At 54.4% G+C, this 23,764-nt stretch carries 23 protein-coding genes; 11 read left to right on the top strand and 12 right to left on the bottom strand.

What is annotated here, in order from left to right:
* The 7 genes from ACRCWW_RS19855 to ACRCWW_RS19825 all read right to left on the bottom strand — a co-directional run.
* Window positions 1–138, bottom strand: a 138-nt coding sequence (locus tag ACRCWW_RS19855) for a cold shock domain-containing protein (RefSeq protein WP_156903753.1), incomplete at its 3' end; no start/stop codon positions are given.
* Window positions 139–329: 191 nt separating this feature from the next.
* A complete protein-coding gene (pagP, locus tag ACRCWW_RS19850) occupies window positions 330–905 on the bottom strand; it encodes a lipid IV(A) palmitoyltransferase PagP (RefSeq protein WP_438683923.1) in 576 nt (191 codons plus the stop codon).
* A 145-nt stretch (window positions 906–1,050) separates the two neighbouring features.
* Complete coding sequence (locus ACRCWW_RS19845) at window positions 1,051–4,176, bottom strand: efflux RND transporter permease subunit (protein ID WP_438683922.1); 3,126 nt, start codon at window positions 4,174–4,176, stop codon at window positions 1,051–1,053.
* Complete coding sequence (locus ACRCWW_RS19840; protein ID WP_438683921.1) at window positions 4,173–5,390, bottom strand: efflux RND transporter periplasmic adaptor subunit; 1,218 nt, start codon at window positions 5,388–5,390, stop codon at window positions 4,173–4,175. Before ACRCWW_RS19840 ends, ACRCWW_RS19845 begins: the two co-directional genes overlap by 4 nt.
* Window positions 5,387–6,643 carry a TolC family protein gene (locus ACRCWW_RS19835; RefSeq protein ID WP_438683920.1) on the bottom strand — a complete coding sequence of 419 codons (1,257 nt, stop codon included), beginning with the start codon at window positions 6,641–6,643 and terminating at the stop codon, window positions 5,387–5,389. The genes ACRCWW_RS19840 and ACRCWW_RS19835 overlap by 4 nt, the downstream gene beginning before the upstream one ends.
* A 13-nt stretch (window positions 6,644–6,656) precedes the next feature.
* Window positions 6,657–6,983: a copper-binding protein gene (locus ACRCWW_RS19830; RefSeq protein WP_438683919.1), complete on the bottom strand. Its 327-nt coding sequence runs from the start codon at window positions 6,981–6,983 to the stop codon at window positions 6,657–6,659.
* A 56-nt stretch (window positions 6,984–7,039) separates the two neighbouring features.
* Window positions 7,040–7,432 carry a DUF2946 domain-containing protein gene (locus ACRCWW_RS19825; protein WP_438683918.1) on the bottom strand — a complete coding sequence of 131 codons (393 nt, stop codon included), beginning with the start codon at window positions 7,430–7,432 and terminating at the stop codon, window positions 7,040–7,042.
* 346 nt (window positions 7,433–7,778) lie between these two features.
* Here ACRCWW_RS19825 and dcuC point away from each other — a divergent pair, with 346 nt between their 5' ends.
* Together dcuC and rna are read left to right on the top strand one after the other, a co-directional pair.
* On the top strand, window positions 7,779–9,152 hold the full coding sequence (gene dcuC, locus ACRCWW_RS19820) for an anaerobic C4-dicarboxylate transporter DcuC (RefSeq protein WP_438683917.1): 1,374 nt from the start codon (window positions 7,779–7,781) through the stop codon (window positions 9,150–9,152).
* Window positions 9,153–9,401: 249 nt separating this feature from the next.
* Window positions 9,402–10,208, top strand: coding sequence for a ribonuclease I (gene rna, locus ACRCWW_RS19815; protein ID WP_438683916.1), 807 nt, complete (start codon window positions 9,402–9,404; stop codon window positions 10,206–10,208).
* A gap of 44 nt (window positions 10,209–10,252) precedes the next feature.
* Here the strand turns inward: rna and ACRCWW_RS19810 are convergent, their stop codons facing one another.
* Window positions 10,253–11,083: an alpha/beta fold hydrolase gene (locus ACRCWW_RS19810; RefSeq protein WP_438683915.1), complete on the bottom strand. Its 831-nt coding sequence runs from the start codon at window positions 11,081–11,083 to the stop codon at window positions 10,253–10,255.
* Window positions 11,084–11,367: 284 nt separating this feature from the next.
* Between ACRCWW_RS19810 and ACRCWW_RS19805 the strand changes: the two genes are divergently transcribed.
* From ACRCWW_RS19805 to uspG, 3 genes are all read left to right on the top strand, one after another.
* Window positions 11,368–12,744 (top strand): GntP family permease, encoded by a 1,377-nt coding sequence (locus ACRCWW_RS19805; protein ID WP_404659269.1) that lies wholly within the window; start codon window positions 11,368–11,370, stop codon window positions 12,742–12,744.
* 124 nt (window positions 12,745–12,868) lie between these two features.
* Window positions 12,869–13,279 (top strand): nucleoside diphosphate kinase regulator, encoded by a 411-nt coding sequence (gene rnk / locus ACRCWW_RS19800; protein WP_438683914.1) that lies wholly within the window; start codon window positions 12,869–12,871, stop codon window positions 13,277–13,279.
* Window positions 13,280–13,442: 163 nt separating this feature from the next.
* Window positions 13,443–13,871 (top strand): universal stress protein UspG, encoded by a 429-nt coding sequence (gene uspG, locus ACRCWW_RS19795; RefSeq protein WP_438683913.1) that lies wholly within the window; start codon window positions 13,443–13,445, stop codon window positions 13,869–13,871.
* A 95-nt stretch (window positions 13,872–13,966) separates the two neighbouring features.
* On the opposite strand, the gene ahpF is transcribed toward uspG, so the two are convergent.
* Entirely contained in the window at window positions 13,967–15,532 is a 1,566-nt protein-coding gene (gene ahpF / locus ACRCWW_RS19790) for an alkyl hydroperoxide reductase subunit F (protein ID WP_438683924.1), read from the bottom strand.
* Window positions 15,533–15,777: 245 nt separating this feature from the next.
* Window positions 15,778–16,341, bottom strand: a complete 564-nt coding sequence (gene ahpC, locus ACRCWW_RS19785; RefSeq protein WP_438683912.1) for an alkyl hydroperoxide reductase subunit C — start codon at window positions 16,339–16,341, stop codon at window positions 15,778–15,780.
* A gap of 408 nt (window positions 16,342–16,749) precedes the next feature.
* Between ahpC and dsbG the strand changes: the two genes are divergently transcribed.
* The 3 genes from dsbG to ACRCWW_RS19770 all read left to right on the top strand — a co-directional run bounded on the left by dsbG (window position 16,750) and on the right by ACRCWW_RS19770 (window position 19,545).
* Complete coding sequence (dsbG, locus tag ACRCWW_RS19780) at window positions 16,750–17,496, top strand: thiol:disulfide interchange protein DsbG (protein ID WP_438683911.1); 747 nt, start codon at window positions 16,750–16,752, stop codon at window positions 17,494–17,496.
* 214 nt (window positions 17,497–17,710) lie between these two features.
* Window positions 17,711–18,934: a phosphoadenosine phosphosulfate reductase gene (locus ACRCWW_RS19775; RefSeq protein ID WP_438683910.1), complete on the top strand. Its 1,224-nt coding sequence runs from the start codon at window positions 17,711–17,713 to the stop codon at window positions 18,932–18,934.
* Window positions 18,919–19,545: a ParB N-terminal domain-containing protein gene (locus tag ACRCWW_RS19770; protein ID WP_438683909.1), complete on the top strand. Its 627-nt coding sequence runs from the start codon at window positions 18,919–18,921 to the stop codon at window positions 19,543–19,545. The genes ACRCWW_RS19775 and ACRCWW_RS19770 overlap by 16 nt, the downstream gene beginning before the upstream one ends.
* On the opposite strand, the gene ACRCWW_RS19765 is transcribed toward ACRCWW_RS19770, so the two are convergent.
* Complete coding sequence (locus tag ACRCWW_RS19765; RefSeq protein WP_438683908.1) at window positions 19,546–20,706, bottom strand: pyridoxal phosphate-dependent aminotransferase; 1,161 nt, start codon at window positions 20,704–20,706, stop codon at window positions 19,546–19,548.
* 124 nt (window positions 20,707–20,830) lie between these two features.
* On the opposite strand from ACRCWW_RS19765, the gene ACRCWW_RS19760 reads away from it, so the two are divergent.
* Genes ACRCWW_RS19760 through ACRCWW_RS19750 form a run of 3 tightly spaced genes read left to right on the top strand, consistent with a single transcriptional unit; the run spans window position 20,831 to window position 22,670 of the window.
* Window positions 20,831–21,445: a methylthioribulose 1-phosphate dehydratase gene (locus ACRCWW_RS19760; RefSeq protein WP_438683907.1), complete on the top strand. Its 615-nt coding sequence runs from the start codon at window positions 20,831–20,833 to the stop codon at window positions 21,443–21,445.
* Entirely contained in the window at window positions 21,442–22,131 is a 690-nt protein-coding gene (gene mtnC / locus ACRCWW_RS19755; RefSeq protein WP_438683906.1) for an acireductone synthase, read from the top strand. The genes ACRCWW_RS19760 and mtnC overlap by 4 nt, the downstream gene beginning before the upstream one ends.
* Complete coding sequence (locus tag ACRCWW_RS19750; protein WP_438683905.1) at window positions 22,128–22,670, top strand: 1,2-dihydroxy-3-keto-5-methylthiopentene dioxygenase; 543 nt, start codon at window positions 22,128–22,130, stop codon at window positions 22,668–22,670. Before mtnC ends, ACRCWW_RS19750 begins: the two co-directional genes overlap by 4 nt.
* A 63-nt stretch (window positions 22,671–22,733) precedes the next feature.
* Here the strand turns inward: ACRCWW_RS19750 and mtnA are convergent, their stop codons facing one another.
* Window positions 22,734–23,753, bottom strand: coding sequence for an S-methyl-5-thioribose-1-phosphate isomerase (gene mtnA / locus ACRCWW_RS19745; RefSeq protein ID WP_438683904.1), 1,020 nt, complete (start codon window positions 23,751–23,753; stop codon window positions 22,734–22,736).
* Between the last annotated feature and the right edge of the window lie 11 nt (window positions 23,754–23,764).

The raw sequence follows: 23,764 nt of genomic DNA, 5'->3' as shown, positions 1-23,764 counted from the left end.
TTCAGCCAGAGTTTTGAAACCGTTGGACTGGATTGCAGAGAAGTGTACGAATACATCTTTGCTGCCATCTTCCGGAGTAATGAAACCAAAGCCTTTGGACTCATTAAACCACTTAACGTTACCTTTAATCTTAGACATCAATATTACCTTTACATGAAAATGGACACAAATGCTGTGTCGGCTAACAGTACAGCAATTGCGGGGCCTTTTGTCCAGCTTAACTTAACGAAAAAGTGATAAAAGTCTCTAATTTTTCGTTAAACCGGGAATTAGTCGTTGTTTTTCAACACGACTCAGGCCCCACTGCGCTGAGTACGTCATTTTGAGCGCTAAAACTGGAAGCGCATCCAGGCGAAGTATACGTTACCGTTGTTATAAGTGCCTGGAATATAAGTCATCTGGAACGTTGCTGGTCCGTAACCGATGGAAGCCAACGGCAATAAAACTGGGATTGGGATGTAATTCCAGTTATCACGCGCCGTGGCGCCGACGGTATAACCCAACCCCAGATGGAATTTATCATCGCTGAGCGGCCGCCAGGTTTTCTCCCAGCCATAGCCACCAATCGGTTCCCACTTGTTGAAGGAATCTTTAAAGGCCATCAGATACAGACCATGCCAGTTCCCTTTGTCATCCCAACGAGACTGGCCAAAACCCGCCCCCCAGGGGCGTTCGTTGTACTTGTCGGTTTTCTCTTTGTCGTACGCAAAACGCGCATGCCACGTGATGGCCGGCACGTAGAGATCGTAATGTTCAGGCGTATGCCAGGTTTCTGCGATGTTATCTTCAAGCGTTGAAAAAGCATCGCCCACCGTCGATGTAAAGTTTGCCTGCGCAGACGACGCAAGCAAACATTGTGCTGAAAATACCCACACAAAAAGCAAAAATTTATTTAATTTTAACACGTTACCCTAACTACTTATTTGTTCTTACCTGAACAGAATAACTATCGTAAAATTAATATAACCTTAACAAAAGCGGATTATTCCTTTTTTAAGATAATTCACAGCGCCGTTAAGACGCTGTTTACCATTATTAATAATCTGAATTTTAATTAATGCCTTTATGGTGCAGCATTTTATACAACGCGGGAATGACCAGCATGGATAACAGAGGCGCCGTCACCATGCCGCCAATCATCGGCGCCGCGATGCGACTCATCACTTCAGAGCCGGTCCCACTCCCCCACATGACAGGCAACAACCCTGCTATTATCGTGGCTACCGTCATCACTTTTGGCCTGACACGCAACACCGCGCCTTCGTGGATCGCACGCATTAATTGGCTATTATCCAGTGATCCTTGCGACGACTTATATTTGTCAATAACCGAATTCAGATAAAGCACCATAATAACGCCAAACTCTGCGGCCACTCCGGCTAACGCTATAAATCCAACCGCGCTAGCGACAGATAAATTATATCCCAACAGCCACAGTAACCAGACGCCGCCGACCAGCGAAAAAGGCAAAGTTCCCATGATCAATAACACGTCGGAAATACGTCGAAAGGTTAGCCACAGCAGCACAAAAATAATCATTAACGTTATCGGAAGCACTAATTTCAGCTTCGCGGCAGCCCGCTCAAGATATTCAAACTGCCCGGACCACGACAGTGTAACGCCTTGCGGAAGCACGACTTTCTGGGCAACGCGCTGCTGCATCTCCTCCACGGCCGATTTTAGATCCCGACCGCGCAAATCAACATAAATCCAGTTCGAAAGCCGCGCGTTCTCACTTTTGAGCATCGGTGGCCCATCAACAATCTTCACATCGGCGACTTCCCCCAGAGTAATTTGTCCGCCACCCGCCGTCAGCACGGGCAACTGGCGCAGCTTGTCGACGTTATCGCGCAGATCGCGTGAATAACGCACATTGATCGGATAGCGCTCACGCCCTTCTGTCGTTTGGCCTACGTTTTCTCCGCCCACCAGCGTGCTGACCAAAGACTGCAACTCAGCGACCGAGACACCATAACGAGCGGCCAGCTGCCTGTTAATGGAAATATCAACGTAACGCCCACCTGACAGCCGCTCCGCGAGGGCAGACGTCACACCCGGCACATCCTTGACCACGTGTTCAATGTCCTGGGCGATACGTTCGATATCCGCAAGATTATTGCCATTCACCTTGATCCCAATCGGGCTCTTAATGCCGGTTGCCAGCATATCCAGCCGGTTACGGATCGGCGGAACCCACACGTTAGCGATACCGGGCACCTGCACGGTTTTATCCAGCTCTTCAATCAGCTTCGCGGTGGTCATTCCCGGTCGCCACTGATCGCGCGGTTTGAAATGAATGGTGGTTTCCAGCATCGTCAGCGGGGCCGGGTCTGTTGCACTGTCAGCCCTTCCTGCTTTGCCAAACACGCTCGCCACTTCAGGCACGGTTTTTATCAGCCTGTCCGTTTGTTGCAGCAGACGGCTGGCTTCACGCACCGAGATCCCCGGCAGCGTGGAAGGCATATACAACAAATCACCTTCATCCAGCGGCGGCATGAATTCACTGCCCAATCGGCTGAGCGGCCACAGCGTTAACGCTAACAGGGCGACAGCCAGCACCACCGTGGTCTTAGGAAAAGCCAGCACTTTATCGAGCAACGGTTCATAGGCGCGAATCAGCGCCCGGTTTATCGGGTTAGCCTGTTCATCCGGGATTTTGCCGCGAATAAAATACCCCATTAACACCGGCACCAGCGTAATGCCAAGCCCTGCAGCCATCGCCATCGCCCAGGTTTTGGTGAAGGCCAGGGGCGCAAACATTTTCCCTTCCTGAGCTTCCAGCGAGAACACAGGAATGAACGAAAGCGTGATGATTAACAGACTGCAAAATAGCGCTGGCCCCACTTCAGTCGCCGCTTTCTCAGCAATCTGCCAATACTCAGCGCCTGAAGGCTGCTGCTCAGGATGCTCGAGCCGCCACTTCTCCAGCACTTTGTGCATGTTTTCAATCATCACAATCGCCGCATCCACCATCGCGCCGATGGCAATCGCAATCCCGCCAAGTGACATGATATTGGCGTTGATCCCCTGATAATGCATGACGATAAACGCCCCGAGCACGCCAAGGGGCAGGGAAACAATCGCCACCAGCGCCGAACGGAAGTGAAACAGAAACAGGGTGCAAACCAGCGCGACGACAATAAATTCCTCAATCAGTTTGTGCGTCAGCGTTTCAACCGCTTGCTCAATCAGGCCGGAACGGTCATATACCGGCACAATCTCCACCCCTTTCGGTAGCGTTTTTTGCACCTCCGTCAGCTTCGCTTTTACAGCGTGCAGAGTCTCCAGCGCATTCTTGCCGTACCGCATCACGATGATGCCGCCCGCCACTTCTCCTTCACCATTGAGTTCAGCCACCCCACGGCGGATTTCCGGGCCAATCTGTACGGTCGCGACATCGGATAACAGCACCGGAACACCTTCACGACTGGCGATCACCACCTGGCGGAAATCGTCCAGCCCTTTTAGATAGCCGGTGGTACGCACCATGTATTCGGCTTCCCCCATTTCAATCACGGCCCCCCCGCTTTCCTGATTTGCCGCTTTCAGTGCCGCCACCAGCTGCTGATGTGTCACGTTATACGCCCGGAGCTTGTCCGGATTGACCACCACCTGATACTGGCGAACCATGCCACCCACGCTGGCAACTTCCGACACATTGGGCACGGTTTTCAGCTCGTATTTCAGCGTCCAGTCCTGAAGGGCCCGTAAATCGGCGAGGCTGTGCCTGCCCGTTTGATCCACCAGCGCATATTCATAGATCCAGCCCACGCCCGTCGCATCGGGCCCCAACTCCGCTTTGACGCCTTCGGGTAGTTGAGACTGGATCTGGCTTAAATACTCCAGTAGCCGCGAGCGCGCCCAGTAGATGTCCGTTCCGTCCTCGAAAAGAACGTAAACATAGGCATCTCCGAACATTGAAAAGCCGCGCACGGTCTTCGCACCAGGCACTGAAAGCATGGTGGTCGTCAGCGGCCAGGTCACCTGATCTTCAATTACCTGCGGCGCTTTTCCCGGATAGCTGGCGCGAATGATGACCTGCACATCGGACAGATCGGGCAACGCATCCAGCGGGGCGCGCTGCACCGACCACCAGCCCCAAATCGCCATCCCCAAAGCTGCCAGGATAATCAGCAGCCGGTTGCGTAATGCACCACGAATCACGGCAGCTATCATTGTGCGCCCTCCCCAGGTTTCGTGGATTCAGGCAACGCGCTGCGCAAGCTGGCTTCGGAGTCAATCAGGAATTGCCCTGAGGTCACTACACTGTCGCCTTCTTTCAGGCCGCTTCGGATTTCTGTCCAGCCATCGGCGGACACGCCCGGCGTAACATCAACTGACCGGAAATGCCCGTTACCGGTGGAGAGGATCACCCTGGTGCCGTTACCGGTGGCGATCAGCGCTTCCTCCGGGATCGCCAGTACAGGAGCGGCTGGCTGAGATTTAGCCAGCGCCACGCGGACGTACATGCCGGGTTTCAGTTTCTGCTGTGGGTTATCCAGCACGATGCGTGCTTTCAGGGTTCGGGTCGTGGTTTCCAGCTGCGGTAACACTTCACTCACTCGCCCACCGAACGTTTCGCCGGGCCAGCTTTCTGCGAACGCACTGACTTCACTTCCCACGTTCAACACTGAGGCCTGACTTTGCGGGTAGTCCACCACCAGCCAGACCGGGTCAAGCGTCGCCAGTTCAAACAACGGTGCCGTGGCCGTGACCTGAGCGCCTTCACGGGTATCAAGCTTTGCGACGTAACCTGCGTTGTCTGCCCGCAGCGTCAGACGCGTTTGCGGCTTACCGCTACGCTCCACCTGACGAATAATGACGTCAGGCATAAATTGCAGCGCCAGCCTTTCGCGAGCCGCGCGGGTCAGCGCCGCATCGCCCAACTGGCGTACCGCCAGATACTCCTGCTGCGCAGCAGTCCATGACGGAACCCACAGTTGGGCCAGCGGTTCCCCTGCTTTTACCCACTGCTGAGGCGCACGGACGAACAGCTTTTCAACCACGCCGTTGGCCGGTGAAGGAACAGTTTGCAAGCTGCGCTCATCGGTGCTGACCGTCGCCCATGCCTGGAAAGGCGGCGTCAGGCTGCGCAACCGGGCTTGTTTCACCACCATCCCCAGATTCTGCTGTTGCTGCCCGCTGATGCTCACTCCACTTTGCGTCGGGTTTTCATCTGCGTATTTGGGGACCAGCTGCATATCCATAAACGGCGATTTCCCCGGCTTATCAAAGCGCTGACCGGGCACCATGGGGTCGTACCAATAAAGGACCTGCCGTTCAGGTTTCGCGTTTTCAGTGGGGATTTCATGGCCGAAGGAGCCTGCGTAATAACCACCGGCCGCGGCAAGCGTTGCTACAGCGAGGGCCGTCAGAATGAATGTCTTCACAGTGCTGTCTCCTGGGGGATCAGGTAACGAATAGCGGCCCAGTTACGGGCAACGGCTTTTTCGGCTTCGCTGGTCGAAAGCGTGGTATCGAGCAAATCCCGGCGAGCCGCTAACAACGCCGCCAGATCGGATTGCCCGGAGCGATACTGCGCGTTCAGCAACCGGACTCGCTGCTGCTGCAACGGCAGCACTTCATCACGCTGGCGCAGCCAAAGGGTTTGTGCGGCCTGATATTCAGCGACCAATGTGCTGAGCTGCGCGGTGTGCGCCCGGGTCGTTAACGCCAGCTGATCGTTGGCCTGCATCGTGCGGGAGACGTCGGCGGCATGGTCTTTGTCCTGCCGTTTTGACTGAAACAGGGGTAAATCCACCGTGAACATCACGCCGGCCATATCGTCGTACTCTTCTGAACGGTGAGCGTAATAGACCTCGACATCCACGTCGGGGATCGCGGCGACGGCGGATTCAGAAGAGCGTGCTTTGGCGGTATTGGCCTCTTTCGCTGCGGCGATAACTTCCGGATGCAGCGCGATACCCTCTTCGAGCGTTCTTTCGTCCGCAGGAAGGCGCTGCCAGGCAGAAAGCTTGCCGGAAATCTCTGTAACGGATTCGCCCGTCAGTTGCAGCAACCGAGCCTGCGCCAGGCGTACATCCCGTTCGGCTAGCGTGACCTTGTCGCGCATCGCACTCAGGCTTATCCGCAATGCGAGCACGCTATCCGGCGCGGAGGAACCCGCCGCCACACTGGCTTTGAGGACGCCAGGCTGATTTTCTGTTTCTTTGACCAGCGCGCGGGCGGCTTTTAACGCTTGCTCTGAAAGCGCCAGCTCCAGCCAGGCCTGTGCGGTATCACGTTGCAGATTGGCTAACAGCGTCAGCGCCTTAGCGTTCACGCTTTGCGACTGCGCCTGCAAGGTTTGCGCTTTGCGGTCGCGTTTTTCCTCGCTGACGTAGCGCTGCATAATGCCGACCTTCTGCATCGTCATGCCTTCACGGGTAAAACGGCCGTCATTGCTTCCCTGAACAGGCACGTTTTCAATGCCAAATTTCAGTTTGGGATCGGGGAGCTCACGGGCCGAATCGGCCATCGATTCCAGGGCTTTGGCTTCATTACGGCTGGCTGAAAGTTCAGCCGAATAGTTACGGGCTGCGGTCAGGGTCCTTTCGAGCGTCCACGCTTGCGCACTGGCGCAAGTGTGAAACAGCACGAGCAGCACCCCGCCGAGCCACTGGCTCAGCGTGTGTTTTTTCATGGTTATCCCCGGCTTAGTGGCGAACGGTCAGCGCGATAATTTCATAACGTCCGTCGATCAGACTGACGTCAAAATCTACCGGGTCGCCCACGGCCAGTTCCGGGAGAACAAGGGTTTTCGCCAGGGCAAACGGCATGGTCATCGGCGGCCATTGCAGTTCAGGCACGGCTTCATGGGAAAGGGTCAGCGAATCAGGTGCGATAGCTTTAACAGTGCCTTTGACATGCCAGGATTGCGAGACAGAAGCACTGGCGGGAGCGGTCGTTTGTGCAGAATGAGCCGGGAAAAGAGAAAAGACAGACAGCGCAATCGTCAGCGCGTGAGGCAGTAAATATTTCATGGTGTTCTCCAGATAATCGTTAATAAGGTGAAAATTAAGCGAGTTATCAGGAGGTTTTATTCACGGAACCGGCAAAAACGGAGCGTTGCCGGCGGCCCTGCTGCAGGTGGTTTGAGCGTCCAGTCAGTGGCTATCGTTGCCTCACAGGGCATGTCCACCAACGCAAGTGTGGTTGAGGCAGGAAGGGCTATCAGCGGGGGCTGCTCCAGCGGCTTGGGCGCATCTTCCGGCACACAGTGCTTTTCGCACAGCGGTGTCTTCATCTCCGTCTGCTTCATCGTCTGGTGATCCAGATGCTGAAGCATCGCGCTGTCACCCAACGGGCTCAGTTCGCAGTGATGAGAAGCAATTGCCAGCTGGCTTTGCAGGATCAGCACGCAAAACGCCACCAGCAGCATCGTCAGATGCCGACGCAGGAAACGTAGTCGCCAGGTCCAGGAAGCGTTCATGAGCAATGCCACTGAGAAAAAAGTGGCCTGAGTATACGCAGCGATAATTTTCAACAGGAAGCGTTTTTTAAACTCTTTACATTTCTGAGTGTTAGCGTGAAAAACAGATGATATTTGTTAACTTGTTCGTTTCATCTCAGCATCATTACAGTTAGCAATTATTCACCACATAAATAGTTATAATGTGATAGCCGTGTGTGTTTTGCTCTTCAGAAGGGTTGTGGTGAGCGGTTTATTGATTTTCGTCAGTAAGCGTTGACCGTTTCTTCGGCACATTTCCAGACTTCATATTTTACATCACCTTTCAGACAGATTTTTCTTTGGGCTGCAGGAACAGGAATCCATCATGCTAACGTTGTTTGAGCTCCTTATTGGGGTCGTCATCATTGTGGGCGTCGCCCGCTACATCATCAAAGGGTATTCAGCCACGGGCGTACTGTTCGTGGGCGGTCTGGCGTTGCTGATTGCCAGCGCCGTTATGGGCCACAAAATTCTGCCAGCCAGCGCCAACAGCACCGGCTACTCCGCCACGGACATCGTTGAATACATTAAAATTCTGCTGATGAGCCGCGGTGGCGACCTCGGCATGATGATCATGATGCTGTGTGGTTTTGCCGCCTACATGACCCATATCGGCGCCAACGACATGGTGGTGAAACTCGCTTCTAAGCCGCTGCGTTTTATTAACTCCCCTTACCTGCTGATGATTGCGGCCTATTTTGTGGCCTGCCTGATGTCACTGGCGGTTTCTTCCGCCACAGGGCTCGGCGTACTGCTGATGGCGACGCTGTTCCCGGTCATGGTTAACGTGGGGATTAGCCGTGGGGCCGCCGCCGCTATTTGTGCCTCTCCTGCCGCCATTATTCTGTCGCCAACCTCTGGCGACGTGGTGCTGGCAGCAAAAGCCGCCGAAATGCCGCTGATCGATTTTGCGTTTAAGACGACGCTGCCGATTTCCATTGCGGCGATCGTCTGCATGGCGGTCGCACACTTCTTCTGGCAGCGTTATCTCGATAAAAAAGAAAACATTTCCCACGAGATGCTCGACGTCAGTGAAATCACCACCAACGCGCCTTCTTTCTACGCCATTCTGCCTTTCACGCCGATCATCGGGGTGCTGATTTTTGACGGCAAATGGGGCCCGGAACTGCACATCATCACCATTCTGGTCATCTGTATGCTGCTGGCAGCCATCCTCGAATTCTGCCGTGGCTTCAACACACAGAAAGTGTTCTTGGGCCTGGAAGTGGCCTATCGCGGCATGGCGGATGCCTTCGCAAGCGTCGTGATGCTGTTGGTCGCCGCTGGGGTGTTTGCCCAGGGCTTAAGCACCATCGGCTTTATCGATAGCCTGATTTCCATCGCCACGTCGTTCGGCTCCGCAAGTATTATCCTGATGCTGGTCCTGGTTGTGCTGACCATGCTCGCGGCGATGACAACCGGTTCCGGTAACGCGCCGTTCTATGCGTTTGTCGAAATGATCCCGAAACTGGCGCATACCTCCGGCATTAACCCGGCGTACCTCTCCATTCCGATGCTACAGGCCTCTAACCTCGGCCGTACCATTTCCCCGGTTTCCGGTGTGGTGGTTGCGGTTGCCGGGATGGCAAAAATCTCGCCTTTCGAAGTGGTGAAGCGTACCTCTGTCCCGGTGCTGGTCGGGCTGATTGTCGTGATCATCGCCACGGAATTGATGGTGCCGGCGGGCGTTGTGCATTAATTTCGCTGAGTAACAAAAAGGCGCCTGAGGGCGCCTTTAAATTGCAGACAAAGAAGGAAAAAGCGTGGTTTTTCCTTCTTTGTGGTTAGCAGCCGAAAATCAATAAATTGATTTTCCTTGTTATTTATTGGGTGATATCTGCCCGTCTCTGCTGGCATAAAGTTTATCATTACTTTGAAAGGCGCCTGAAGGCGCCTTTTTTGTGCTTTAATGTTTCCTGAAACATCCATAGCAAAATCAGGAAAAACCATGTTCAGGAAGGATATCGCTGCCGCCTGCGCCGCCACGTTGATGCTGTGCGCGCCACTTACTCATGCCGACCCGCTCTCTGCCACACAGTACGGTGATTTTGACCGCTACGTGCTGGCGCTTTCCTGGCAGACCGGCTTTTGTCAAAGCATGCAGGACCGCAATCGTAACGAGCCCGATGAGTGCCGTTTGCAGAAAGACGAAGCCGACAAAACCAATTACCTGACCGTGCATGGCCTGTGGCCGGGGTTGCCTAAATCCATCGCGGCCCGTGGCGTGGATGACCGCCGCTGGATGCGCTACGGCTGCGCCACCCGTCCTGTTCCGAACATGCCCGAAGTGCGCGCCAGCCGAAAATGTTCAGCGGCAGAAACCGGGTTGTCGCTGGAAATGGCAAACAAGCTCAATAACGTCATGCCCGGCAGCGGCGGCACCTCTTGTCTGGAACGCTACGAATACGCTAAACATGGCGTCTGCTTTGGTTTCGATCCGGATGCCTATTTCGGCACCATGGTGCGTCTGAATGGCGAAATTAAGCAGAGCCCACTCGGCAAGTTCCTGGCCGATAACTACGGCAAAACCGTCAGCCGCAACGCCTTCGACAGCGCTGTCGCCAAAAGCTACGGCAAAGAGAGCGTAAAAGCCTTCAAACTTACCTGTAACGGCAACCCGGCGTACCTGACTGAACTGCAAATTGCGATTAAAGCCAGCGCCATCAACGCCCCGTTGACCGCAGGCTCTCTGTTGTCGCAGCCACACCCAGGCAACTGCGGCCAGCAGTTTGTCATCGATAAAGCCGGACACTAACTCTCCTGGAAGTACGCCCGACACATCACGTGCGGGCGTTTCCATTACGACTGAATAAACGCCAGCAAATCTTCGTTAATTTGCTGCTTGTGAGTGGTGCAGATCCCGTGGGAGCCGCCCTTATACACCTTCAGCTCTGAATGCGGCAGAATGTCGGCGGCCACTTTGCCACAGGTTTCGAACGGCACTATCTGGTCATCATCGCCGTGGATCACCAGCGTCGGGATAGTCATACGCTTCAGGTCTTCGCGCAGATCGGTTTCTGAAAATGCTTTAACACAGTCATAAAGCGCTTTAATGGAGCCCTGCAAACCCTGAGCGACAAAGCTATCGCGTACCGCTTCCGACACTTTCGCCCCGGAGCGGTTGTAGCCATAAAACGCCATGGTCAGCTCATGGAAGAACGCGCCACGATCATTCACCACGCCTTCACGAATGCCGTCAAACACCTCTTTGGGCACGCCGTTTGGGTTGAAATCGGTTTTCAGCATGATCGGGGTCACTGCGCCAATCAACACCGCTTTGGCAACGCGATCGGTGCCATGACGGCCGATGTAGCGCGCCACTTCGCCACCTCCGGTGGAGTGCCCGACATGCACCGCATCTTTCAATTTCAGGTGCGCCGTCAGTTCCGCAAGATCGTCGGCGTACTGGTCCATGTTATGTCCGTCCCAGGGCTGTGAGGATCGGCCATGCCCACGGCGATCGTGCGCAATCACGCGGAATCCTCGTGAGCCGAGAAACAGCATCTGGTCCTCAAACGCATCTGCCGTTAAGGGCCAGCCGTGACTGAACACCACGGGCTGACCCCTTCCCCAGTCTTTGAAATAGAGACTACTGCCATCTTTCAGGGTCAATTTATCGTAACCGCTCATGGGATCTCCTGTTTCCTGAATAGGCTGACGCCGGAAGGCGCAGCGGTGCTTATCAAGGATAAGACAGATTTGAGAGCGGTCACGTTTATCGAACAAATTTTCTTCGAATCGATAAATCTTCTGGTTATTTGAACCCCGTCGCAAAGTGTTAATAAATGTGTCCGATCGTATTTACAGCACCCGCCATGTTACCAGTATCATGTTACCGGTATCAGTGATAAATGCAGGGATTAAGCCACGCAATCACTACCTCTTTTGCTGTCACGATCACAGAGGATATTAAGATGACAGAAGTCACGAACGCACTCGGAGCCGGTACGCTGCTCGGCATCGCCGCAGGTGCCGTCGCACTCCTGCTGGTATTGATCATGCGCTTTAAAGTGCATGCCTTTTTAGCCTTAACCCTTGTCAGCATCGTGGTAGCTCTGCTGACCGGTATTTCGTTTGATAAAGTGGTTCCCACTCTGCTGACCGGTTTCGGTGGCACGCTGGCAGGCGTTGCGCTGCTGGTTGGGCTGGGAGCCATGATTGGTCGTTTGCTGGAGGTGTCCGGTGGTGCAAAAGTGCTGGCCGATACCCTCATCAACAAGTTTGGTGAACACCGTGCGCCGTTTGCGCTGGGTGTGGCCTCACTGCTGTTTGGTTTCCCGATCTTCTTCGACGCTGGTCTGGTGGTGATGCTGCCTATCATTTTCAGCGTGGCGAAGCAGTTTGGCGGTTCCACGCTGAAATATGCCTTCCCGGCTGCGGGTGCTTTTGCGGTCATGCACGCGCTGGTTCCACCCCATCCGGGCCCGGTTGCAGCCAGTGAACTGCTTGGTGCAAACATCGGCCTGCTGGTGATTGTGGGTCTGATTATCGCCCTGCCAACCTGGTACATCGGCGCGTATCTGTACGGTCTGTACGCCGGGAAGAAATTCGACATCAAACTGCCGTCTTCCTTCCTCGGCGAAGTAGAAGCCGATGCGAACCACAAGCCGCCATCATTCGGCATGGTACTGACCATCCTGCTGATGCCGCTGGTGCTGATTTTCCTCGAAACCGGTCTGAACACCGCCGTGGTATTAGGCTGGGTCGCCAAAGACGACACCGTGGTGAACTTCCTGCGTATGCTCGGCAAAACCCCGGTGGCGCTGCTGATCACCGTGTTCTTTGCGCTGGCTGTTTTCAGCCGTCAGCACAGCCTTAAGCATCTGGAAAAAATCTGTGACGGCGCGTTAGGCCCAATCTGCGGCATCATTCTGGTGACGGGTGCAGGCGGGATGTTTGGTGGCGTTCTGCGTGCCAGCGGCATCGGTGACGCTCTGGCGGGTGTGCTGTCTGATACCGGTATGCCAATTATTGTCGCGGCCTTCGTGATTTCCACGGCACTGCGCGTGGCGCAAGGTTCTGCCACTGTCGCTCTGACCACTACCGCTGCGCTGGTCGCCCCAATGGTTCATGCTACGACCGGCATCAGCCAGCTTGATTTGTGCTTTATCGTTATCGCCATCGCGGGCGGCGCGACCGTCCTTTCGCACGTCAACGACTCCGGTTTCTGGCTGGTCGGTCGCTTCCTAGAAATGGACGAGAAAACCACGCTGAAAACCTGGACGGTGATGGAGACGCTGCTTGGCAGCATCGCCTTCCTGCTGGCGCTGATTGGTAGCCTGATCTTCTAATGTGAGCCAAATCACTTCAAAGAAGTGACGACAGTCAGTATGATGGCTCTACCCCAAAACCCTCGTCTTGCACGACGAGGGTTTTCTTTTGGATACAGGTACCTGGAAAAACATGGAGTAAACGATGACCAGACCCGCCATTATCATTAATGAGTTCGATGCCGAGCGCATCGACCGGCTGCTTGAGAAACCTGAATGGGCTAACTCCCCGGTCGCTCAGGCGCTGAATGATGAACTGGACCGCGCGCAAATGTGCGCTCCGACAGAGATGCCGCACAACGTGGTCAGCATGAACAGCCAGGTAAGATTCCGCGATCTGACCAACAACGAAGAGCGTGTCCGTACGCTGGTGTTCCCGGCCAACATGACCGACAGCAGCACGCAGCTTTCCGTTCTGGCTCCGGTTGGCGCGGCCCTGCTTGGCCTGCGCGTGGGCGATACCATCAACTGGACGCTGCCAAACGGCACCACGACCCATCTCGAAGTGCTTGAGCTTATCTATCAGCCTGAAGCCGCTGGTGAATTCCACCGCTAAGCCTGCCTTTCAGAGGATGTGCCACACATCCTCTTTCCGTCTTACCCTCCGACAAAACTTTACGCGCCTTCCGGGCTCGCTTTGCCATATTTGCGACGTGAATGTCACATAATTCTTGCGATATGTGCTTGTATAAAAGCATCAATCACAAGGAGGAGAGCTTATGTACAACACGATCATTATGCCGGTTGATGTTTTTGAAATGGCGCTCAGTGACAAAGCCGTACGTCATGCGGAATTTCTGGCGCAGCAGGAAGGCGTGATCCATCTTCTGCACGCGATCCCCGGTTCTGCCAGTCTGACCATGAGCCGTTTTGCCGCCGATTTACGTCGCTTTGAAGAGCATCTTCATCAGGAAGCAGAAAATCGTCTTCAGACCATGGTTGAGCACTTCAGCATTGACCCATCACGTATCAAAATCCATGTGCGAATGGGCAACCTGCGCGATGTGGTCAACGAACTGGCTGAGGAGCTGAAGGCTGATGTGGTGGTGATTGGTTCACGTAACCCATCCATCACCACGCATCTGCTGGGATCGAATGCTTCCAGCGTTATTCGTCACACGCATGTGCCGGTGCTTGTCGTGCGCTAAGTTTTTGCCCGTCGGCACTTCATCTGCGTATAAAAAAAGAGGCTACCCTTCGGTAGCCTCTTCATATTGCAGGTATAGTCTTACTTTTTTTGTTATTACGCAGTCTTAGTGCGAATCAGGTAATCAAACGAGCTCAGTGACGCTTTTGCCCCTTCGCCGGTCGCAATGATAATTTGCTTGTACGGCACGGTGGTGCAGTCACCCGCGGCGAAGACACCTTTCACGCTGGTTTCGCATTTGGCATCAATGATGATTTCGCCCATGCGGTTGCGCTCGATAGCGCCTTCCAGCCAGGTGGTATTCGGCAGCAGACCAATCTGGACAAAGATACCGGACAGCGCCACATGGTGCGCATCACCGCTCACGCGGTCACGGTAATCCAGCCCGGTGACTTTGCTGCCATCGCCTTTCACTTCCGTGGTCTGAGCGTTAAGGATAATGTCGACGTTTTTCAGGCTGCGCACTTTATCCTGCAATACCTGGTCGGCTTTCATTTCAGGAGCAAACTCAAGCAGTGTGACATGCTCGACAATGCCCGCCAGATCGATAGCCGCCTCAACGCCGGAGTTACCGCCGCCGATGACCGCGACACGCTTGCCTTTGAACAGCGGGCCGTCGCAGTGCGGGCAATAAGTCACGCCTTTCGTGCGGTACTGATCTTCGCCCGGCACGTTCATGTTGCGCCATTTCGCCCCGGTCGCAATGATAATGCTGCGAGCTTTCAACACCGCACCCGAAGCGGTTTCAATCTGATGCAGGCCGCCTTCGACAGAAGCCGGGGTCAGCTTGCTTGCGCTCTGCGAATCGATAACGTCCACGTCATAATCCGACACGTGCTGCTTCAGCGCGCCAGCCAGTTTCTGCCCTTCTGTTTTTGGCACAGAGATGTAGTTTTCGATATCCACAGTGTCCAGCACCTGGCCACCAAAGCGTTCACCCATCAGGCCAGTACGAATGCCTTTACGTGCAGAGTAAACCGCCGCCGCCGCGCCCGCAGGGCCAGAGCCGACAATCAGCACATCGTAAGCGTCACGTTTGTTCAGCTCTTCTGCCGCGCGTTTTTCCGCACCGGTATCCACTTTGGCGACGATTTCCGCCAGCGTCATACGACCCTGACCAAACTCTTTGCCGTTCATGAACACCGCAGGCACGCCCATCACGTTGCGATCGGTGATTTCATTCTGGAACACGCCGCCGTCAATCGCGGTGTGCTTGATGCGCGGGTTCAGCACCGCCATCAGGTTCAGCGCCTGCACCACGTCCGGGCAGTTGTGGCAAGAAAGCGAGTAATAGGTTTCGAATTCAACATCGCCATCCAGCTCGCGGATCTGCTCCAGCATCGCTTGCGCTTCTTTCGACGGATGACCGCCGGTCCACAGCAGCGCCAGCACCAGAGAAGTAAACTCGTGGCCTAACGGAGAGCCTGCAAAACGCGGCCCCTGGTTTGAACCCGGGTTCGTTATCAGGAAAGACGGCTTGCGCACCGCCAGGCTGTTGTCTTCTTTAAACGTCACCTGAGGTGAGAGTTCGGCGATTTCCGCCAGCAGTTCCTTGATTTCTGCCGATTTAGCGCTGTCGTCCAGCGTGGCAATCAGCTCAACAGGTTTGGTCAGTTTCTCAAGGTAAGCCCTGAGCTGGGTCTTCATGTTCGTGTCGAGCATCATTCATCTCCTGCGAATAAAACATCATCATGCAAGCGGCCTTGTGGGCAGCCTGAATGCGGCTTGCATCATGGTGTCTGAAGAAAATCGGGCGCCTGAGCACCCGAAATATGCACATAAATTCCTATGGATTTCGCGTCAGAGGAAGGCGGCTCGCTTGTGAATCCCCAGGAGCTTACACAAAGTAAGTGACTGGGGTGAGCAAGTGATGCCAACGCACCTATGGCGTGAAAGACGACAGAATTTTAGATTTTACCGACGAGATCCAGAGACGGCGCTAATGTCGCTTCGCCTTCTTTCCACTTAGCCGGGCACACTTCGCCTGGGTGGGAGGCCACGTACTGAGCAGCTTTCACTTTACGCAGCAGGTCAGACGCGTCACGGCCGATGCCTTCAGCGGTCACTTCGATGGCCTGGATGATGCCCTGTGGGTCAACAACGAAAGTGGCACGGTCGGCCAGGCCTTCGTCTTCACGCATGTTGTCGAAGTTACGGGTCAGGGCACCTGTTGGGTCGCCGATCATCGCGTATTTGATTTTAGCGATGGTCTCGGAGCTGCCGTGCCATGCTTTGTGAGTGAAGTGGGTGTCGGTGGAAACAGAGTAAACGTCCACGCCCAGTTTCTGCAGTTCGTCGTAATGGTCAGCCACGTCACCCAGTTCAGTCGGGCAGACGAAAGTAAAGTCAGCCGGATAGAAGAAGAACACACTCCAGCGACCTTCGGTGTCTTTCTCAGTGACTTCTGTGAATTCGCCGTTTTTGAAAGCCTGGTTTTTGAAAGGTTTGATTTTAGTGTTAATTAAGGACATCTGTACTTCCTCCGTGTTTTCGTTGAGAGCTAAGGTAACCCACTCACCCCGTTTCGGCTAATGCGTTTCCTTTATCAAATCAATAAGCGTTAGCTAACAAACCATCTTTATCACAATCGCCAACGTTTACCGCTGTTACGCAGCCGTTCACTGCAGATAGCGCCACAAAGTAAAAAGGCCACCTTTTCAGGCGGCCCCGTTACCTGAAAGCCCCGAAGGGTGATTCAGTGCCAGTCAGGCTGGCTATGCGTTGCGCTCTACTTTACCTTGTTAAAGGTCGTAACAGCGGGAGGGATTACACCACCCACGCTGTATAAGCGCAATTGCATCGCCCCGGGGTCTTATCTATGGTTGTGATAGGCTTCGCCGTTTACCGTGGAATATCCACCTGTTTTACAAGGAGTTATTATGAAAAAACTGGCTCTCCTGCTTGCCCTGCTTCCGGGTCTCTCCGTGGCTGAAGAGCTTCCGGCTCCGGTAAAAGCAATAGAAAAACAAGGCATTACTATCATCAAATCCTTTGACGCCCCGGGCGGGATGAAAGGCTATCTCGGCAAGTATCAGGATATGGGCGTCACCATCTACGTGACCCCGGACGGGAAACAGGCGATTTCAGGCTACATGTATGACGAGCAAGGCACGAACCTGAGCGAGCAGATGATCCAGAAAGACGTTTACGGGCCGCAAGGCCGTGAACTGTGGCAACAGATGGAGAAAGCGCACTGGATCCTCGATGGCAAGAAAGACGCTCCGCGCGTGGTTTACGTGTTTGCCGATCCGTTCTGCCCTTATTGCAAACAGTTCTGGCAGCAGGCGCGCCCTTGGGTGGAATCAGGGAAAGTTCAGCTGCGCACGCTGATGGTCGGGGTGATCAAACCAGAAAGCCCGGCGACGGCGGCGGCAATTTTGACAAGCAAAGACCCGGACAAAACCTGGCACGATTACGAACAGTCCGGCGGAAAGCTGAAGCTGGATATTCCTGCGACCATTCCTCCGGCACAATTGAAAACGCTGGACGATAACCAGAAACTCATGGATGCATTAGGCGCAAATGCTACGCCAGCTATTTATTATCTTAATAAGGATAATATGCTCCAGCAGGTAGTGGGTTTACCCGATGAGGAAAATCTTAACGCCATGATGGGCGTTAAATAAAAGAAAAGGCAGGATCATTTCCCGATGTTCCTGCCCGTTTTTATCCAGCCCTTCTTCAGTTTTCAAGCCGTTGCGTTAAAACCATTCACTAATTTTATACAATAAACATAATAATAAAAAAGTGATATATAACGGACTGATAATTCCATTTACTTGCCGGGCATATTTGTATATTTTCACCCAATAAATCAAACACCTTCAGGAAGGCGATGGAATGTCTGTCTATAAACTCCCGTTGGATCAAACCGTGCTGGAAGCCAGCACGGAGCGTATTAGCTGGACGCTTAATAATTTCGACCGTGTCTGCATCTCTTTTTCCGGCGGTAAAGACTCCACCGTTATGTTGCATTTAGCCGGGCAGCTGGCAAGAAAACTGAATAAAACCTTCAGCGTCCTTTTTATTGACTGGGAAGCGCAATTCAGCACCACCATCGATCATTGTGAAAAGATGCGTGCGGAATATGCTGACGTGATTTCCCGGTTTTATTGGGTAGCGCTTCCGCTCACTACCCCCAATGCGCTAACGCAATTTTCGCCGGAATGGCAATGCTGGGAACCTGGTGCCAATTGGGTACGGCAACCACCAGACGATGCCATTACCGATCCCGCTTATTTCCCGTTTTATCAGCATGGGATGTCCTTTGAGCATTTTGTTCGCGATTTTGCCGAGTGGTTTTCACAAAAACGCCCGGCGGCGGTCAGCATCGGCATTCGTGCGGATGAGTCCTACACTCGCTTTCTGGCGGTAGCCTCACAGCGCAAACTGCGTTTCGCCGATGACAAACCCTGGACCAGCATGGCCCCCGGCGGGCACTGCTGGTACATCTATCCGATTTATGACTGGAAAACAGCGGACATCTGGACCTGGTTTTCTCGTACCCAATACAGCTACAACCCGCTGTATAACCTCATGTATCAGGCGGGTGTTCCTTTGCGCTACATGCGCATTTGCGAACCCTTTGGCCCGGAGCAGCGTCAGGGGCTATGGCTCTACCATGTGCTGGAGCCAGAACGCTGGGCGGCGATGTGCGAACGCGTCAACGGGGCTCACTGCGGTGGGATCTACGCCGGGCATGATAACCAGTTTTACGGACACCGAAAGCTTGAAAAACCCGAGGGCCACAGCTGGAAAACCTACGCCCTCTTTCTGCTCGAAACCATGCCGCCTGCCACCGCAGAGCATTATCGCAACAAGATTGCCGTCTACTTACGCTGGTATCAAAAACAGGGGATGGAGGATATTCCGGACACGCAGCCTGCCGATACCGGCTCAAAGGATATTCCTTCCTGGCGGCGAGTCTGCAAAATGCTGCTGAATAACGATTACTGGTGCCGGATGCTTTCGTTTAGCCCCACCAAAAGCAAACACTATCAACGCTACAACCAGCGGATTGCGAAGAAACGCGAGGAGTGGGGGATTTTATGCAAAAACAATTAATTGAACAAATGACGACCTGGCTGGAAGCCCAGCCAGAAACCGCAAGGATCGAGGCCATAAACCAGTTTCGTCAGGCGCTTCATGCCGTCAGCCCGTTTAACGATCAGCCGATCGACTGCGTGCTCTGGGTTAAACAAAAGCAAATCGCCCCCAACGACTACAACCCTAACAACGTCGCACCGCAGGAAAAACGCCTGCTGCAAAAGTCGCTGGAAGCAGATGGCTTTACCCAACCCATCGTGGTGTATAAAAAAGACGAGATCCACTACGAGATCGTCGACGGATTTCATCGCCACGAGCTTGCAAAATCTAAGGCTGGCTTGAAAAAGCAGCTGAAAGGCTACCTGCCGGTCAGCATTTTGCAGCACGACACCGATAGCGTGTCTGGCCGGATGGCGTCAACCATCCGCCATAACCGCGCCAGAGGTCGGCATCAGATCAATGCGATGGCAGAAATTGTGCGTGAACTGACTCAGCTTGGCTGGACGGACGCCAAAATTGGTGAAGAACTGGGGATGGATGCGGACGAGGTTTTGCGTCTGCGGCAAATTAACGGTCTGCAGGATTTGTTTGCCGACCGTCAATTTTCCCAGGCCTGGACGGTGAAATAACTACAGCTTACACAGCCGTTCTGCGGCGGCCAGCAGCGTCGATTCCTGTTTCGCAAAGCACAAACGGATCAGCTTATGCGGGAAGGGGTCGGCGCAGAATACGGAAAGCGGGATCGCCGCAACCCCCACTTCAGTGGTGAGCCACTGGCAAAAACTCACATCGTCCAAATCAGAAATCGCACTGTAATCAGCCAGCAGGAAGTAAGTGCCTTCGCACGGCAGGATTTCCAGTTTGCTCTCTGCCAGCGCGTGAATAAACACGTCCCGACGCGCACGGTAGAAATCCGGCAATTCACGGTAGTGTTCAGGCTCATTGCGAAGCATGTCTGCCAGCGCCAGCTGCGCAGGCGTGTTCACCGCAAACGTCAAATATTGATGCACTTTACGCAATTCAGCACTGATGGCCGCAGGCGCGACGCAGTACCCCACCTTCCAGCCGGTCATATGGAACGTCTTACCAAACGATGAAACCGCCACCGCACGTTGCCGCAGTTGCGGATGAGCCAGCACGCTCGCATGCCCTTGCGCCGTAAAGCAGATGTGCTCATACACTTCATCGCTGATCGCATAAATTTCACGCTCAGCAATGGCCTGCCACAGCGCGTCAAAATCCGCCTTTTGCCAGACCGTCGCTGAAGGATTGTGTGGCGTATTGAGGATAACCAGACGCGTGCGGTCGCTGAGCAAAGCGGCAAACTCATCCCAGTCAACGCGGAAATGCGGAGGCTGAAGCGCGATACGTTTTAACACGCCGCCAGAAAGCTCCACCGCTGGCGCATAGCTGTCGTAGCTTGGGTCAAAGCAAATCACTTCATCGCCCTGACGAACCAGCGCCGTGATGGCTGCATACAGGGCTTCCGTTGCGCCCGCCGTCACGGTGATGTCTGTGTTAGCGTCCGGTTGATAGCCATACAGCTCCGCTGTTTTCGCCGCAATCGCTTCACGCAAGGCCGGAACCCCGGTCATCGGTGCATACTGATTCGCGCCCTGCGATACGTGATACGCCAGCCTCTCCTGCAAATAGCGTGGGCCGTCGAAATCCGGGAAGCCTTGCGACAGGTTAATCGCCTGATGCTCAAGCGCCAGGGCGCTCATTTGCGTGAAAATGGTGGTACCCAAATTGGGCAGTTTGCTTTGCGGGATCAGGGCGTTATGGCTCATGGTTTCGTTGACCGATTGTAATACTGTTGTTGAAGCCACTATAACACGATGTTAAGATTTGGCAATCAAGACGCTTAGACGTCTAAACGACAACATAATTCCTGTCCTGCTGGAGAAAGGTAAGATGACTGCAAACCTGCAAACAGACGCCCTCGTCGAAGCCTGTCACTGGATTGGCGCGAAAGGCTGGGCTCCCGCGACTGGCGGCAATATGTCGGTGCGTGAAGATGCGCAATGGTGCTGGCTCAGCGAGTCCGGTAAAGATAAAGGCTCACTCACCAACAGCGACTTTTTAAAGGTGGAGATAGCCACGAATCAGGCCCCCTCGGGCCGAAAACCGTCCGCGGAAACCGGATTGCACACCCTTATCTATCGCCTTTTCCCCGAAGCAAACGCCGTGCTCCACGTCCATACGGTAAATGCGACTCTCCTCTCTCGCATTGAAAAATCGGCAGAACTGGTGCTCAGCGGTTATGAGATGCAAAAATCCCTGCGCGGGCAAACCAGCCATCTCGACAGCGTACCGATCGCGATTTTCGACAACGATCAGGATATTGACGCCCTCGCCCGTCGCATTGAGCATTACGCCACCGAACGCCCGCTGAACTACGGCTTCCTGCTACGCGGCCACGGGTTAACCTGCTGGGGACGCGACGTGGCCGAGGCCCGCCGCCATCTGGAAGGGCTGGAGTTTTTATTCGAATGCGAGCTGCGCTTACGCCAACTGGAGAAACTATGATCCGCGCCATTGTGACTGACATTGAGGGCACCACCAGCGATATCCGCTTCGTACACAACGTGCTGTTTCCCTATGCCCGCGAGCGCCTGGCGGCTTTCGTCAACGCGAATCAGTATGCGGAACCCGTGAAGTCGATTCTGGACACTCTGCGTGAAGAAATAGCCTCTCCGCAAGCCACCACCGAAGGGCTTATCGACACGCTGTTCGGGTTTATGGATGAGGATCGCAAATCCACTGCGCTGAAAGCCTTGCAGGGTCTCATCTGGCGTGAAGGTTACGTAAACGGTGATTTTACCGGGCATCTTTACCCGGATGTTCTGCCTGAACTGGAAAAATGGAAGCAACAGGGTATTGATCTGTATGTTTATTCCTCCGGGTCGGTGGCGGCGCAAAAACTGTTATTTGGCTACAGCGACGAAGGTGATATTACTCATCTGTTTAGCGGTTACTTTGACACTCACGTGGGCGCGAAGCGCGAAGTGCAGTCTTACCAGACTATCGCCACGCAAATCGGCCAGCCTGCGGGGCATATCCTGTTCCTGTCTGATATTCATCAGGAGCTGGATGCCGCTGAGCTGGCCGGTTTTCGCACCGTGCAGCTAATCCGTGGCGACAACGATGCCGCCAGTCATCATCACCAGGTTCCTCGTTTCGACGACATTCATCCGGAGCAGATCCCCTCATGAGCGCACTGACTATTTTCTCTGATGCTAACGCCAGCGAACCCACCTGGCACAGCACCGACGGCAGCGAAATTCAGCAACAACTCAACGCCAAAGGTGTGCGATTCGAACGCTGGCAGGCAGACCGCGATTTGGGCAACAACCCAACGCCTGAAAGCGTGATCAACGCCTACCAGCACGCCATCGACAAACTGGTACAGGAAAAGGGCTATCAGAGCTGGGATGTCATCAGCCTGCGAGCAGACAATCCGCAGAAAGACGCCCTGCGCGCGAAGTTCCTCAACGAACACACGCACGGCGAAGACGAAGTCCGCTTCTTCGTCGAAGGCGCCGGGCTGTTCTGCCTGCACATTGGCGATGAAGTCTTTCAGGTGTTATGCGAGAAAAACGATCTCATTTCCGTTCCCGCAGGCACGCCGCACTGGTTTGATATGGGTTCCGAACCGAACTTCACCGCAATCCGCATTTTCGATAACCCAGAGGGCTGGATAGCGCAGTTCACCGGGAGTGAGATTGCAGAAGGGTTTCCGCGGTTGAAGTAGACCGGCTCCTGCGAAGTTGTTGGCCCGGCAAGCGCAGCGCCGCCGGGCAGTTAACCACTCAAATCACCCAGCAAAAATCCCACCAGCCACCTGCTCTGGCGTTACTACACCGGTATCCAACACCCAGCCACTTATTAGCTCGGCAGGCGTCACGTCGAACGCCGGGTTGTAGACTTTTGCGTCTTCTGGCGCCCATTGTACGGCCCCGAAACTGCCTGCAACGCCTGTCACTTCTGAAGCTGCTCGTTGTTCGATTGGGATGGCATCACCATTCGGACACTGCGAGTCGAGCGTCGTCTGCGGTGCCGCAACGTAGAACGGAATACCGTGGTATTTCGCCAGAACCGCCAGTGAATAGGTGCCGATTTTGTTCGCCACATCGCCGTTGGCAGCAATGCGGTCTGCGCCGACCCACACTGCGTCGACTTCCCCTTTTGCCATCAGGCTGGCGGCCATGGAATCAGTGATTAATTGATAGGGCACGCCAAGCTCACCCAGTTCCCAGGCGGTGAGCCTTCCGCCCTGCAACAACGGACGCGTTTCATCAACCCAGACGTTGGCGATTTTGCCCTGCTGGTGAGCACGATGGATCACGCCGATCGCGGTGCCCACGCCTGCGGTTGCCAGACCGCCCGTATTGCAATGCGTGAGCAAGCGGCTGCCGGGTTTCACCAGTTCACTGCCCGCATCGGCAATACGCTCGCAAAGCTGTTTGTCTTCTTCAATCAGGCGCAACGCTTCTGTCACCAGAGCGGGAACGAAGTCTTCTTCGGCGAGAGCGAGCTTCATCCTGTCGAGGTTATTCATCAGATTGACGGCGGTTGGACGCGAAGCTCGAAGTGTTTCAAGCGCTTGCAGTAATTCATCGCGTGTTAACCCACGCTCCGCCAGTAACGCCAGCAACAGGCTGGCAGAAAGACCAATCAGTGGCGCACCGCGCACACGCAGGGCATGAATATGGCCGACAAGCGACTCGACGCTATTGGCCTCCAGCCAGCGTGAGGCCTGAGGTAGCGCCTGTTGATCCAGGATAAACAACTGATTTTCACTCACCCGCAGGCTGGTGGTCTGTAATGTCTGCATATCGTTAAATC

This window comes from Scandinavium sp. (assembly GCF_051650185.1).
In the GTDB taxonomy this organism is placed as follows: Bacteria; Pseudomonadota; Gammaproteobacteria; order Enterobacterales; family Enterobacteriaceae; genus Scandinavium.
Note: the sequence above shows the minus strand (reverse complement) of the source record. Positions and strands in the feature narration are given on the sequence as shown.

What these genes read in the sequence shown, in the direction of transcription:
- ACRCWW_RS19805 (WP_404659269.1), top strand. Translation starts at nt 11,368, where the DNA reads ATGACAGAAGTCACGAACGCACTCGGAGCCGGTACGCTGCTCGGCATC.
- rnk (WP_438683914.1), top strand. Translation starts at nt 12,869, where the DNA reads ATGACCAGACCCGCCATTATCATTAATGAGTTCGATGCCGAGCGCATC.
- ACRCWW_RS19845 (WP_438683922.1), bottom strand. Translation starts at nt 4,176, where the DNA reads ATGATAGCTGCCGTGATTCGTGGTGCATTACGCAACCGGCTGCTGATT.
- rna (WP_438683916.1), top strand. Translation starts at nt 9,402, where the DNA reads ATGTTCAGGAAGGATATCGCTGCCGCCTGCGCCGCCACGTTGATGCTG.
- ACRCWW_RS19775 (WP_438683910.1), top strand. Translation starts at nt 17,711, where the DNA reads ATGTCTGTCTATAAACTCCCGTTGGATCAAACCGTGCTGGAAGCCAGC.
- ACRCWW_RS19810 (WP_438683915.1), bottom strand. Translation starts at nt 11,083, where the DNA reads ATGAGCGGTTACGATAAATTGACCCTGAAAGATGGCAGTAGTCTCTAT.
- ACRCWW_RS19760 (WP_438683907.1), top strand. Translation starts at nt 20,831, where the DNA reads ATGACTGCAAACCTGCAAACAGACGCCCTCGTCGAAGCCTGTCACTGG.
- uspG (WP_438683913.1), top strand. Translation starts at nt 13,443, where the DNA reads ATGTACAACACGATCATTATGCCGGTTGATGTTTTTGAAATGGCGCTC.
- ACRCWW_RS19830 (WP_438683919.1), bottom strand. Translation starts at nt 6,983, where the DNA reads ATGAAATATTTACTGCCTCACGCGCTGACGATTGCGCTGTCTGTCTTT.
- mtnC (WP_438683906.1), top strand. Translation starts at nt 21,442, where the DNA reads ATGATCCGCGCCATTGTGACTGACATTGAGGGCACCACCAGCGATATC.
- ACRCWW_RS19835 (WP_438683920.1), bottom strand. Translation starts at nt 6,643, where the DNA reads ATGAAAAAACACACGCTGAGCCAGTGGCTCGGCGGGGTGCTGCTCGTG.
- ACRCWW_RS19750 (WP_438683905.1), top strand. Translation starts at nt 22,128, where the DNA reads ATGAGCGCACTGACTATTTTCTCTGATGCTAACGCCAGCGAACCCACC.
- mtnA (WP_438683904.1), bottom strand. Translation starts at nt 23,753, where the DNA reads ATGCAGACATTACAGACCACCAGCCTGCGGGTGAGTGAAAATCAGTTG.
- ACRCWW_RS19770 (WP_438683909.1), top strand. Translation starts at nt 18,919, where the DNA reads ATGCAAAAACAATTAATTGAACAAATGACGACCTGGCTGGAAGCCCAG.
- ACRCWW_RS19825 (WP_438683918.1), bottom strand. Translation starts at nt 7,432, where the DNA reads ATGAACGCTTCCTGGACCTGGCGACTACGTTTCCTGCGTCGGCATCTG.
- ACRCWW_RS19765 (WP_438683908.1), bottom strand. Translation starts at nt 20,706, where the DNA reads ATGAGCCATAACGCCCTGATCCCGCAAAGCAAACTGCCCAATTTGGGT.
- ahpF (WP_438683924.1), bottom strand. Translation starts at nt 15,532, where the DNA reads ATGCTCGACACGAACATGAAGACCCAGCTCAGGGCTTACCTTGAGAAA.
- ahpC (WP_438683912.1), bottom strand. Translation starts at nt 16,341, where the DNA reads ATGTCCTTAATTAACACTAAAATCAAACCTTTCAAAAACCAGGCTTTC.
- dsbG (WP_438683911.1), top strand. Translation starts at nt 16,750, where the DNA reads ATGAAAAAACTGGCTCTCCTGCTTGCCCTGCTTCCGGGTCTCTCCGTG.
- dcuC (WP_438683917.1), top strand. Translation starts at nt 7,779, where the DNA reads ATGCTAACGTTGTTTGAGCTCCTTATTGGGGTCGTCATCATTGTGGGC.